10 protein-coding genes are annotated in these 12676 nt (G+C 31.1%); 9 read left to right on the forward strand and 1 reads right to left on the reverse strand.

The window, feature by feature from the left end; translation table 11 throughout:
* Window position 1 precedes the first annotated feature (1 nt).
* The 6 genes from L1S46_RS12860 to L1S46_RS12885 all read left to right on the forward strand — a co-directional run bounded on the left by L1S46_RS12860 (window position 2) and on the right by L1S46_RS12885 (window position 8101).
* Window positions 2–2071: a glycoside hydrolase family 3 C-terminal domain-containing protein gene (locus L1S46_RS12860; RefSeq protein WP_238900203.1), complete on the forward strand. Its 2070-nt coding sequence runs from the start codon at window positions 2–4 to the stop codon at window positions 2069–2071.
* A 320-nt stretch (window positions 2072–2391) separates the two neighbouring features.
* Window positions 2392–3732 carry a glycoside-pentoside-hexuronide (GPH):cation symporter gene (locus L1S46_RS12865; protein WP_238900204.1) on the forward strand — a complete coding sequence of 447 codons (1341 nt, stop codon included), beginning with the start codon at window positions 2392–2394 and terminating at the stop codon, window positions 3730–3732.
* A 511-nt stretch (window positions 3733–4243) separates the two neighbouring features.
* Window positions 4244–5269, forward strand: coding sequence for an iron-siderophore ABC transporter substrate-binding protein (locus L1S46_RS12870; protein WP_238900205.1), 1026 nt, complete (start codon window positions 4244–4246; stop codon window positions 5267–5269).
* Entirely contained in the window at window positions 5269–6267 is a 999-nt protein-coding gene (locus tag L1S46_RS12875) for an iron ABC transporter permease (protein ID WP_238900206.1), read from the forward strand. The genes L1S46_RS12870 and L1S46_RS12875 overlap by 1 nt, the downstream gene beginning before the upstream one ends.
* Window positions 6264–7295, forward strand: a complete 1032-nt coding sequence (locus L1S46_RS12880) for an iron chelate uptake ABC transporter family permease subunit (protein ID WP_238900207.1) — start codon at window positions 6264–6266, stop codon at window positions 7293–7295. Before L1S46_RS12875 ends, L1S46_RS12880 begins: the two co-directional genes overlap by 4 nt.
* A complete protein-coding gene (locus tag L1S46_RS12885) occupies window positions 7295–8101 on the forward strand; it encodes an ABC transporter ATP-binding protein (RefSeq protein WP_238900208.1) in 807 nt (268 codons plus the stop codon). Before L1S46_RS12880 ends, L1S46_RS12885 begins: the two co-directional genes overlap by 1 nt.
* 292 nt (window positions 8102–8393) lie before the next feature.
* Here L1S46_RS12885 and L1S46_RS12890 read toward each other — a convergent pair whose 3' ends face one another.
* Window positions 8394–10328 (reverse strand): BglG family transcription antiterminator, encoded by a 1935-nt coding sequence (locus tag L1S46_RS12890; RefSeq protein WP_238900209.1) that lies wholly within the window; start codon window positions 10326–10328, stop codon window positions 8394–8396.
* A 287-nt stretch (window positions 10329–10615) separates the two neighbouring features.
* Between L1S46_RS12890 and L1S46_RS12895 the strand changes: the two genes are divergently transcribed.
* The 3 genes from L1S46_RS12895 (at window position 10616) to L1S46_RS12905 (ending at window position 12660) form a co-directional block, all read left to right on the forward strand.
* Window positions 10616–11065 (forward strand): PTS sugar transporter subunit IIA, encoded by a 450-nt coding sequence (locus L1S46_RS12895; protein WP_017213070.1) that lies wholly within the window; start codon window positions 10616–10618, stop codon window positions 11063–11065.
* Window positions 11066–11067: 2 nt separating this feature from the next.
* Entirely contained in the window at window positions 11068–11379 is a 312-nt protein-coding gene (locus L1S46_RS12900; RefSeq protein ID WP_077308457.1) for a PTS fructose transporter subunit IIB, read from the forward strand.
* A 168-nt stretch (window positions 11380–11547) separates the two neighbouring features.
* Complete coding sequence (locus tag L1S46_RS12905) at window positions 11548–12660, forward strand: PTS fructose transporter subunit IIC (protein ID WP_238900210.1); 1113 nt, start codon at window positions 11548–11550, stop codon at window positions 12658–12660.
* Window positions 12661–12676: the final 16 nt, after the last annotated feature.

Genomic DNA, 12676 nt, shown 5'->3' on the forward strand with positions numbered 1-12676 from the left:
AATGAAATGTACTAAATTAAAAAGATTATCTTATACTGAAAAGGCAAAGGAAATAGTTAACTCTTTAACTTTAGAAGAAAAGGTTTCCTTAATGGGTGGAAATGTTACTCTTAATGATATGCTTTCTGATTTGAGAGATGCTGATGAGCAAAAACATTATAATAGTTATCCTTATCCAGCAGGAGGAATAGAGAAGAATAAGGTACCTCCTATGCTTTTCTGCGATGGTCCAAGGGGCGTAGTTTGTAGTGCAGGAAAAAGCACATGTTTTCCAGTATCAATGCTTAGAGGTGCGACATTTGATACAGCATTAGAAGAAAAAATAGGTAATGCTATAGGGAAAGAAGTTCATGGGTATAAAGGTAACTTATTTGCAGGAGTATGTATTAACCTTCCATATAATCCGGGCTGGGGAAGAAGCCAAGAAACTTATGGTGAAGAATCTTTTCACTTAGGGGAAATGGGACGAGCATTAGTTAAAGGTGTACAGGACGAAAATGTAATCGCGTGTGTAAAACATTTTGCTTTTAACCAAATGGAAATTTCCAGATTTAAAGTAAATGTTGAATGTGATAAGCGTACTGAAAGAGAAGTATTTCTTCCTCATTTCAAGAAATGTGTTGATGCAGGTGCAGCAGCTATTATGAGTTCTTATAACTTATACAAAGGAACTCATTGTGGACATCATGATTACTTATTAAATCAGGTATTGAAAAAGGAATGGGATTTTGATGGATTTGTTATGAGTGACTTTATTTGGGGAGTCAGAGATACGGTTGAAGCAGCTAATGGTGGACAAGATATGGAAATGTGCTGCACTCAGTTCTTTGGAGATAAATTAGTAGAGGCTGTAAAAAATGGACAAGTAAAAGAAAGTAAAATTGATGAATCTGCATTGCGTATCGTGCGTACATTGCTAGCATTTGAAGATGCTTATTCAAATGAATATGATGAGAGTGTAATTGGATGTGAAGATCACATTAAGCTTGCACTTCGGGCAGCAAGAGAGGGGATTACATTAATTAAGAATGAAAATAATGTATTGCCACTAAGCAAAGATAAAGCAAAAAAAATTGTTGTGTTAGGAAAGTTAGGTGATAAAGAAGTAATTGGAGATCACGGTTCAAGTCAGGTAAGACCAGCTTATGTCATAACACCATTACAAGGAATTGCAAATTCAGCACCTAAAGCACAAGTTGTATATTACAATGGCGAAAATTTGGAACATGCAAAAGAATTAGCTAAAGATGCAGACGCAGTTATATTTGTAGTTGGATATAACTATGACGATGAAGGTGAATATATATCAGAAGATGAATTTGAATCTTATACAGGAGCAGTAGGTGGAGATAGAAAAAATTCATTAGGTCTTCATGAAAATGAAATTAAATTAATACAGGAAGTAGGTCCTGTTAACACTAATTCCATAGCTGTGTTAATTGGTGGAAATATGATAATGATGGAAGAATGGAAAGAAAGCGTCGGAGCTATAATGATGGCATATTATCCAGGTATGGAAGGCGGAACTGCAATAGGAGAGATTATATTTGGAGATGTTAATCCAAGTGGAAAACTACCATATGTAATTCCATTTAAAGAAAGTGATCTTCCACAAGTAAATTGGGATATAACATCTCAATGGTATGATTACTATCATGGATATACAAAGTTAGAAAAGGAAGGCATAAAACCATCTGTTCCATATGGATTTGGACTATCTTATACTAAGTTTGATTTTAATGATGCAAAGTTTGATGCATCTGATGATAGTGTTATTGCTAAATGTACTGTTAGAAATATAGGGAAAATGGCGGGGGATGAAGTCGTACAAATGTATGTTGGATTCAAAAATTCTTCTGTTAAGAGACCTGTAAAATTGTTAAGAGGTTTTGCACGTGTAAATTTGCAGCCAGGAGAAAGCAAAGAAGTGACAATAACTTGTCCTAAAGAGGAACTTTGCTGGTATAATCCAAAAACAGAACAAATGGAATTAGAGAAAATGGAGTATGAGGTGTATATAGGAAGCAGCAGTGCGGATTCAGATCTACACATGGGAAAAGTTACATTGTAATTGTCTCAAATACAAATGAAATGACAGAGTGAAAAGTATTAGTTTAATGACAGTTAATATTAGTTGGTTGATTGGTTAATATTAACTGTACATAAAAATATAATTACTTTACTCTGCCATATCAATCCATATTTTTATAATATATAAGTTTTAATTAGAATTCAATACTTTTTGAATAAGCATTATTTTGAAGACTCAAAAAAGTTTCAGCATTTATTATTTATTGATAAATGTGCATCATTAATTAGAACATATATATTCTTAAAGTAATCGTTTAATTACTTTATATGTTGAGTACTATGAAAGGAATGAGTATTTTTATGGAAGAAAAAATTAATTTAAAAGAAAAGATTTCTTATTCAATAGGCGATGTAGGATGTAACTTTGTGTATGTGCCAATTACTTCTTTTTTGATGATATATTATACTAATAGTGTTGGACTTGGAGTAGCAGCAGTTGGGACACTAATGCTGATTGCGAGACTTTTAGATGGTGTAACAGATTTATCAATTGGAGCACTTATTGATAAAACTAATACAAGGTGGGGTAAAACAAGACCTTGGATTTTATGGAGTGCACCATTTATGGGAATTGGTTTGATATTATTGTTTAATGTTCCTATGGGTCTCAGCGATGGTGGAAAGCTGATTTATGCATATATCACTTATATATTTTTAGTGTCAATTGTATACACGGCATCAAATTTGTCATATTGTACATTGCTATCAAGAATATCAAGCAATATACAGGAACGTTCAGTTTTGAGTTCAATTCGATTTGTTTTTGTTATTTCATTTACTATTATATTATCAATGATTACAAATCCATTGGTTGAAAAGTATGGGTGGTCAAAACTTTCAGTTATTTATGGAATAATTTCATGTGCATTTCTATTCATAACATTTGCATTTACCAAGGAAAGAAATCAGGATGAAAAGGGAGAAAAATTCAAGTTAAAAGTAGGAATTGGTTCCTTGATGAAAAATAAATATTTTTTACTTATAGCGATTATGTTTATTATTATTTATACAGATATGGGACTATTTTCAGGAGCTACTCTTTACTATACAACTTATGTATTGAATAATGCTAACTTAATGGGTATGCTTACTTTAGCACTTTATGCACCTATGATAGTTGGATTTGCACTTTTACCTAAGTTCATAAGTAAATTTGGCAAATGGAAAGTTATGATGTTTGGTTTTATAGTGAAATTGATAGGTGTTATTATTATGGCAATTAACCCTACTTCTTATGGGCTTGTTATGGCAGGAAGCATTATAAAGGGGTTTGGTATGGCACCTCTAATAGTTGGGATTTTTGCAATTGTCGCAGATGCTGTAGATTATGGAGAATGGAAAACAGGAGTACGTGCAGATGGATTAATTAACAGTTGTGTAAGTTTTGGAATGAAATTAGGAGGTGGTCTTGGTACTGCAATTCTCGGATGGATTCTTGACTTCGGAAAATATAATGGAACAGCTACTGTACAGACAGGTGCAGCAATAAAGGCAATTAATATTTCATTTATATACTCAGGAATTGTATTTACCATAATTGGATTAATTGTAATGTATTTTATAAATATGGACAAGTTTTCGAATAAGATGGTAACTGAACTTAATATTAAAAGAACCTCTAAATCTATAGAATTAAATTAATTTTATAAATTTAGGTTACAGATATGTAGGAATACTTCCATATTCATAAAGATTAACAAGTAATAACTAAATTGCAGGAGGGAGAGAGTAGTTAGTTAATTTTTCGAATTTCTCAATCGAGGTTTAGTTAAGTAAAAATCCAAGTTTTATTGCTTGAAAATTTGTATATTGATAATTCATTTGATATGATTTTGATTTGAAATATTTATGTATAGACTCTTGTTATAATTGCTGTTTATAAACGCAATTATAACAAGGATTTATCATAAATATTTTTTTATTTTCTAGGAACTCCCTATGAAGGCAAAGTCTTCACAAAATATAATGGAAATAATTTTATTTAATAAGTATTACCACAAATTTCAAGATAATGTCCTCCAATGTAAGGTTGACAAATTTTACTGATGAATATAAAATAAATACCGACAGCAAATGAAAAACATTATCATTTGAATATAAAAATCAAATAAGGATTAATTAAATAAAATACATAACAATTAGGAGGATTATCATGAAATTAAAAGGAATAACTACGATTATTCTTGCTTGTACTTTATTAATAACGGGATGCTCAAGTGGAGCGGCTAAAAATGAAGATAAATCTAATGTGGGACAAAGTGCGACTGTAACTTATCCGCTTACTATTAAACATGCTTTTGGTGAAACAGTAATTGAAAAACAACCAGAAAAGGTTGTTACAATTTCTTGGGGAAATCAGGATGTACCATTAGCATTAGGAGTTGTACCAGCAGGAGTTTCTAAAGCTAACTATGGAAAAGCAGATGAAAATGGTTTATTGCCATGGACAGCAGAAAAATATAAAGAGTTAGGTGTAGACAAACCTGTTACTTTTGACGATGTAGATGGTTTAGATTATGAAGCTATCAGTAATGCAAAGCCAGATGTTATATTAGTTGCATATTCAGGAATAACACAAGAAGAATATGATTTATTAAGTAAAATTGCGCCTGTTGTAGCATATCCTAAACTTCCTTGGCAAACATATTGGCGTGATCAAATATCAATTAATTCAACTGCAATGGGTAAAAAAGATGAAGGAGACAAATTGGTTTCAGATTTGGAAAAGCAAATAACAGAAAAAACTAGTGAGTATCCTAAGCTTAAAGGTAAAAAGGCTGTTTTCTGTTACTTTAATCCAGCTGACTTAGGTAAATTTTATATATATCTTCCAACAGATCCTCGAGCAGCATATTTAACTGATTTAGGATTAGAATTACCAGAGAGTGTTAAAAAGCTTGCGCAGACTTCAGATAGTTTTGCTCTTGAAATTAGTTCAGAAAATATTGATAAATTAACAGATGTAGATGTAATAGTAACGTATGGAAATAACACATTAGTAAAACAATTGCAATCAGATGCTCTACTTGGAACAGTTCCAGCAATAAAAAGAGGATCAGTTGCCGTAATAGAAGATGGATCAGCACTTGCAGCATCTTGTACTCCTACTGCCTTATCAATTCCAGCAACAATAGATGAATATCTAAAAATAATTGGAGAGGCAGCAGATAAAGCATAATGAGATTTAGAAAGACAGTAGGAATATATTTAGGTAGTATTTTTTTACTAGGTATATGTGTAATAATATCACTGGCATTTGGGTCAAAAAATATAGGAATTAGCCAAGCAATAAATGCTTTATTAAATAGTAATGATACGTCTTTTGCTGCATTAGTTGTTCGAGAACGTATTCCAAGAACAATTTTTAGCATTATGGCAGGAGCTTCTCTTGGAATATCAGGGGCTCTTATGCAAGCAATCACTAGAAATCCAATAGCAGACCCAAGCATTTTAGGAGTTAATACAGGTGCATCTTTATTTGTTGTAATTGGAATAGCATTTTTTAATATAAATTCAGCTAACGAGTATATCTGGATTGCATTAGCTGGAGCAGGAATAACATCAATATTTGTTTATACTATAGCTTCTATTGGAAGCGGAGGTATGACACCAATAAAACTTGCTTTGGCAGGCTCAGCTACTAGTGCGGTTTTAACCTCTTTAGTAAGTGTAATAATACTTCCTAGAAGTGAGGTTATAGATGCATATAGATTTTGGCAGGTCGGAAGTGTAAGTGGTGCAACTTGGGAGAGTATTGACTTAATGTTACCATTTTTAATAATTGGATTAATAATAAGCATAATATCAGCACCAGCATTGGATATTTTAGCTTTAGGAGATGAGGTTGCAACTGGTCTTGGAGTAAATATAGGAATTATTAGGATTATATGTGCAATTGCAGGGGTTATACTATGTGGTGCAACAACAGCTATTGCAGGACCTATAGGATTTGTAGGTTTAATGATTCCTCACAGTATACGTCTCATTTTTGGCTCAAATTTAAGAGGTTTAGTTCCAATGTCGGCTATTGGAGGAGCGGTGATTTTAACAATTTCAGATGTTTTGGGAAGAGTAATTGGAAGTCCTGGTGAACTTCAGGTGGGAATTATTACTGCATTTTTAGGAGCACCAATTCTTATTATCATTGCAAGGAAAGCGAAGGTGAGGGCTATATGATAAAAACTACTCACTCTATGATAAAAGAAGGTTATATAAAAAGAAAAAAACGCATGATTAGCGTTAATATAATTCTCTTTGCTTTAACATTAAGTCTTTGCGGAGTTATGCTTTTATATGGTAAAACTAATTATTCATTAAGTACAGTTATAAGAGTACTTAGTGGGGAAGAGATACAAGGAGCTACATTTACTATAGGAACCTTGCGTTTACCAAGAATGTTTTGTGGACTTTTAGCAGGGCTAGCCTTTGGAATTGCAGGAAATACATTTCAAACTATGCTTAGAAATCCACTAGCTAGTCCTGATATTATAGGAATAAGTTCAGGGGCTAGTGTGGCAGCGGTATTTTGTATATTAGTTCTTCACATGAGTGGAAGCAGTGTTTCTATCGCAGCTGTAATTTCTGGAATTTTAGTTTCAGGACTTATATATATGTTCTCTAAAGGCACAGGATTTTCAGGTGGAAGATTAATACTTATAGGAATTGGAATGCAAGCAATGTTAAATGCCCTTATATCATTTTTGCTGGTCAAGGCTTCAGAACACGATGTCTCAAAAGCACTCACATGGTTAAATGGTAGCTTAAATGGGATGAGTATGAAAGATGTCCCAAGCTTACTTGTAGTTGTTATTATATTTGGAGTTATCATTTTATGTTTAACTAATCATCTTCAAATATTAGAATTAGGAGATGAATTTGCAACAACACTAGGTATTAAAATAAATTTAATAAGAATCACACTTATCTTAAGTTCAGTATTTTTAATTGCTTTTGCAACGGCTGTTACAGGCCCTATAGCTTTTGTTGCATTTTTATCAGGTCCAATTTCAGCAAGACTTGTTGGGTTAGGTTCGCCAAATGTTTTAGCATCAGGTTTAGTTGGAGCATTATTAGTACTTGGAGCAGATATGATTGGCCAGTTTGTATTTAGTACAAGATTTCCTGTAGGTGTAATTACAGGAATTTTAGGAGCACCATATATGCTATTGCTTCTAATAACTATAAACAGAAGGGGGCAAGCATAATGAATGAAAAACAGCGATTGCTTGAAGCAAAAAACTTAGTAACTGGGTATGAAAAAAAGATTATAGTTGATGGAATTGATATAGCTATTCCAAGTAATAAAATCAGTGTTATTATTGGAGCAAATGCATGTGGTAAATCAACTTTGTTAAAAACACTTGCAAGGCTCATTAAGCCAATTTCAGGAGATGTTGTAATTGACGGTAAAAAAATAACTTCAATGCCTTCTAAAAAATTGGCACAAGTTTTAGGACTGCTTCCACAATCACCAGTAGTTCCAGAAGGGATAACAGTCTGGGACTTAGTTTCAAGAGGTAGATTTCCATATCAAGCATTTTTAAAAAGCATGGATAAAAGTGATTTTGATGCTGTAGAAGAGGCGCTTGAAATAATGGGAATAACAGATCTTGCTAATCGTAGTGTAGATGAACTATCTGGAGGGCAACGCCAAAGAGTTTGGATAGCTATGGCACTAGCTCAGCAGACAGATATACTTCTTTTAGATGAACCAACTACATATCTTGATATTGCTTATCAAGTAGAGATACTTGATTTATTGACGGATTTAAACCGCAGAAGAGGAACTACTATTGTAATGGTACTTCATGATATAAATTTATCTGCCAGATATGCAGATTATATATTTGCTCTTCGGAAGGGAAAACTAATTGGTAAAGGTGAACCATCAAAGGTTATAACATCAGAATTAATCAATGAAGTGTTTGGATTAGATTGTGTGGTAATACAAGATCCAGTGTCCAATTCGCCTTTTATAGTGCCAAGAGGAAGACATCATGTTAATATATAAATACTCGAGGTATAATTTAAACTAGTGGGTTAGCTAAACATTGAAGGTATAGAGCAAGGTTATCTTCATATACATAGATATATGAAGAAGTCAATTTTATAAGCTATTTAGTAAAATCAGATTAGATTTATTGATGAATTTCAAATGTTATGCTTTGCCTCTACCATAAAATTCACGAAAATCTAAAATTAATATACCCCCTCTATAGTAGACAGTTAAAATAATAAAACTGTTTCTATAAAGGGGGGTATTTTATATGGATAAATTTTAAAATTAAAAGTATTCTATTATGTCAAATTATAGATTGTAGTAAATTCAAAAAATTTTCGTAGGAATTGCAATTTAATATTGAATATTTCAAGTCATCACTATTAATTATTTTAAGAAAGATATCGTAAATTTTATCCATCTCAAAGTAATCATTTTTATTAATTGCAATCATAAAAACTAAACTTACACTAGTATTTTTATTCCACAAAATAGGTTCCTTCAATATAGCAATGCATATTTTGGTTAAAATTGCACTTAACTCCATTGGGTGAGGTATTGCTAAAAAGTCATCGATATTAGTAGGAGAAAGAGTCTCCCTATAAAAAACCGAGTTTTTAAAGGATGGCAAAATTATATCGTTGTTATTTAAAGTATCACACATCAAATTTAGTAATTCTTCTTTTTTATTTACATTAGGAGACTTTAAAAATAAATTAGAGTCAAAATATTCACTTAATACTTTATTATATACTATAGGTTCATCAGTTATAGCCTTAGAAATTCCTTCAATATCTTTGTTTAGTAAAGCGAAATCAACCAATATAACGGGATGATTTTTATTTTCAAGAGGAATTGTTGAGATTATTAAGTCAATATTATTTAAATCATGCACAAGATATTGATTATATGATAAGCATTCAACTATATTTAGTTTGTCTCTAAAGACTTTATTAAGCCTTGTTTCTAATAATCGGCTTGTACCGTAACCAGAACCACAAACTATAACAACCTTTTTGCAATTAATATTCTTATCAAAATATCTTTCTATCGCCGCACCAATATGTAGAGATACGTATCCTATTTCATCTTCAGTAAAAGTATAGACAGTTTGCTTGAAGATATTTTCTACAGCAGTTAAAGTTATTTCAAATGCAAGAGGATAGTTACTTTTTATAGTATTGATAAGTGGATTTGCTTTATTTTGATTATAGTATTTTGAATTCAAAATAGATTTAAAATGAAGTATTAAATCATTAAGTAAAGTGGTATCATTTTTTAAATCAAAATTATAATGGATATATATATAATCTAGTAAATTTTTAGTATAGTCGATTATTTTTTCATCGGTATTATCTTTAACTATTAGTTTAGGAGTACTTTTTGATTTGAAATGATTATATATATAAATTCTTTCATTTGATGGAATATTGAAATTAAAACATTCTTCAATTTCAGCATAAATAGGTGTTATAGCTTTTTTTAGATACGAATCTTTAGGCAGATCCTCTAATTCTCCTATTAAAACGTGTCCATTATTAACTCTACTTATTGCTATAGCAAGGTGAATTATAAAATTTTTTAAGCTGAAATCAGAGAATTCTATGTGGAATTCATGAACATACCTTAAAACTATCTCTTGAAGTTTCTTTAAGTCAATATTTTTAAATACTTCAACTTCTTCATCTGTTATACCTAAGATATAATTTTCAAAATCTCGATTTATTATATTCTCTGAAATACATTTTCTTATATTTAGTTCATTACCTTGAATTTTAATTCCATAGTAAGGTTTTGATATAAGATTGAGATCGTATCTTGATAAAATAGATTTTATGCTTTTTATATCATTTAATATAGTAGTTTTGCTAATATATAATTTATCAGCTAAGTCTTCAAGCTTTGTATAGTTATCGCTATATAAGAGATATCTCAAAATGTATTTATTTCTCTCTATTGGAGAGTTTGGTATGTCATTATCTTCCATGATATCTTGAGTAATTTCTGCTAGATATTGTTGATATTTATTTAAATCTAAAATATCAATGTAATATCCTTCATTTCGTTTTATTTTTATTGCAGCTCCATGACTTTCCAGAATGGAATTTAATGCTGCAATATCTCCTCTTATTGTTCTTTCACTTACATTTGTTATTTTACTTAAAGCTTTACAAGAAATTTTTGATTCATTCTTATTTAAAAGTTCAAATAGAACAAGAAGCCTTTTTTGAATAAGCAAACAACTTACCTCCTTAGTGTTAAAAAATAATATGAATAGTACATAAATGTTTATCTATATTACGAAAATAAAGTTGAAATTTAAACATGTACTATTAGCACAAAATATAGATTATTTAAAATTCTGACTATATTATTTAATAATAATATAAATAGTTAGGAGGGTAAAGGAAAAACTTAGTATAATAATTTCCACTTCAAAATGGAAATAGTATATGTTTAGGTTTTTATGAAAAAGATTTATATTAATAGTGTAATCAATTTCAAAGAGAAGAGAGATGAGCGAAAATGTTAGATGAAAAAAATGTATTTTTAAATGTAGAAATAGATACAAAGACTGATGCATTAAAATTTTTGGCAAAGAAAGCTGTTGAGAATGGTATAGCTAAAAATGAGAAGGGAGTGCTTAAAGATCTTTTAGCGAGAGAAGAAGAATATTCAACTGGTGTGCAGGATGGATTTGCAATTCCACATGCAAAAAGTTCAAATGTTATTGAACCGTCTATATTTTATATTAAGACAAAAAATGAATTAGAATGGGAAACCTTAGATGGTAGTAATGTAAAGTATATATTTAGTCTTATGGTTCCAGAGGAAAATGAAAATAATGTACATTTAATGATGTTATCAAAACTTGCTACTTGTTTGATGGAGGATGATTTTAAAAAAGAAATAATATCTTCAGAAGACAAGAGTAGTTTAATAAAATATATATCAAAAAAAATGGAGGAGGAATAAAAATGAAAATTGTAGCAGTTACATCATGCCCAGCAGGATTAGCCCATACACCAATGGCGGCAAAGGCATTAACTGAAGCTGGAAAAAAATTAGGACACGATATCAAGGTTGAACAGCAAGGAATTATGGGGAAAGTAAATGGCATAACTCAAGAAGAAGTTAAAGCAGCAGACTTTGTATTAATTGCTTCAGATCAACATATTGATGGTATGGAACGATTTGAAGGAAAAAAGGTGATAAAAGTAAAAATAGGAGTTGCACTTAAGCAGCCAGAAGCAGTTTTAACAAAATGTATAGAAGCTTTAACAAAATAAAAATAATCTCATTCCGGCAAGAACGAGATTATCAATATACTTATTAATAATAAGTATGCATAATAAATATTTCACACTAATTATATCATTTTAAGGATACAAAAAATAGTTTACAATTAAATATTTTGTAAAATTTTATAACCAAAACATGCAAGGAGGTTTTTATTTATGAAAAAAGGGAATTCATTACTTCAAGAATTAAAAGGTCATTTGATGACTGGTATTTCATATATGCTGCCACTAATTATAGGAGCGTCTTTAGTAGTTGCAGTGCCAAAGCTTATAGGATTAGCTATAGGAATAACAGATTTCGGACCATATAAAGATACAACAGGGTTTTATCATATATTATACTTAATAGAACAATCAGGCTGGGTAGGCGTTGGCATGGTTAATACTATACTTGGTGGATTTATAGCTTATTCAATTGGAGAAAAGCCGGCTATGGCAGCAGGGTTTATTGGAGGCTTAATTGCAAGCAATACAAAAGCCGGTTTTTTAGGCGCAGTTATAGCAGGTTTTGTGGCAGGATATGTTGCTAAATTCATAAAAGAAAAAGTGCAAATTACTGGAGCTGCAGCTTCAATGGTTCCACTTATAATTTTACCACTTATAACTGTTGGAACAATTGCTATTTTAATGGGAGTAATATTATCAGGACCGTTAGCAGCTATAAATACATCTCTTATTGAATGGATTAAAGCTATGACTGCAAATGGAACAAATGTTGTTATATTAGCTGTGATTTTAGGTGCAATGATTGGATTTGATTTAGGTGGACCGGTAAATAAGGCAGCATGGATGGCTGGAAATGTATTACTTACAGAAGGTGTTTATTTACCAGCAATTTTAATTAATTGTGCTATTGTTATACCTCCACTAGCATATGGTATTGCCACATTTATTAGAAAATCAAGGTTTTCACCATCTTTTAGAGAAGCTGGAAAAGGAAACTTGATTATGGGATTCATAGGAATTACAGAGGGAGCGATTCCTTATACATTATGTAATCCCTTAAAGTTAATTCCTGTTAATATGTTAGGATGTGCAGTTGGAGCTGGGCTTACAGCATTATTAGGAGCACATGCTATAATGCCTCCAATTGGTGGATTATATGGATTTATTTCAGTTGGATCTGGCTGGGCATACTTAGTAGGAATAGTAGCTGGATCACTTGTAATTGCAATCTTATCAACTATCCTTGTTGATTTTAATGATAACGGAGAAGCAGCAGTAAATGATAGCGGAGATAATGAGGAAATAATTTTAGAAATGGAATAAAATATTGAGGCTATCT

The sequence above is a fragment of the Clostridium sp. YIM B02500 genome (assembly GCF_022324665.1).
Classification (GTDB): Bacteria; Bacillota; Clostridia; order Clostridiales; family Clostridiaceae; genus Clostridium; species Clostridium beijerinckii.

What these genes read in the sequence shown, in the direction of transcription:
- L1S46_RS12900 (WP_077308457.1), top strand. Translation starts at nt 11,068, where the DNA reads ATGAAAATTGTAGCAGTTACATCATGCCCAGCAGGATTAGCCCATACA.
- L1S46_RS12880 (WP_238900207.1), top strand. Translation starts at nt 6,264, where the DNA reads ATGATAAAAACTACTCACTCTATGATAAAAGAAGGTTATATAAAAAGA.
- L1S46_RS12865 (WP_238900204.1), top strand. Translation starts at nt 2,392, where the DNA reads ATGGAAGAAAAAATTAATTTAAAAGAAAAGATTTCTTATTCAATAGGC.
- L1S46_RS12860 (WP_238900203.1), top strand. Translation starts at nt 2, where the DNA reads ATGAAATGTACTAAATTAAAAAGATTATCTTATACTGAAAAGGCAAAG.
- L1S46_RS12895 (WP_017213070.1), top strand. Translation starts at nt 10,616, where the DNA reads ATGTTAGATGAAAAAAATGTATTTTTAAATGTAGAAATAGATACAAAG.
- L1S46_RS12905 (WP_238900210.1), top strand. Translation starts at nt 11,548, where the DNA reads ATGAAAAAAGGGAATTCATTACTTCAAGAATTAAAAGGTCATTTGATG.
- L1S46_RS12885 (WP_238900208.1), top strand. Translation starts at nt 7,295, where the DNA reads ATGAATGAAAAACAGCGATTGCTTGAAGCAAAAAACTTAGTAACTGGG.
- L1S46_RS12875 (WP_238900206.1), top strand. Translation starts at nt 5,269, where the DNA reads ATGAGATTTAGAAAGACAGTAGGAATATATTTAGGTAGTATTTTTTTA.
- L1S46_RS12870 (WP_238900205.1), top strand. Translation starts at nt 4,244, where the DNA reads ATGAAATTAAAAGGAATAACTACGATTATTCTTGCTTGTACTTTATTA.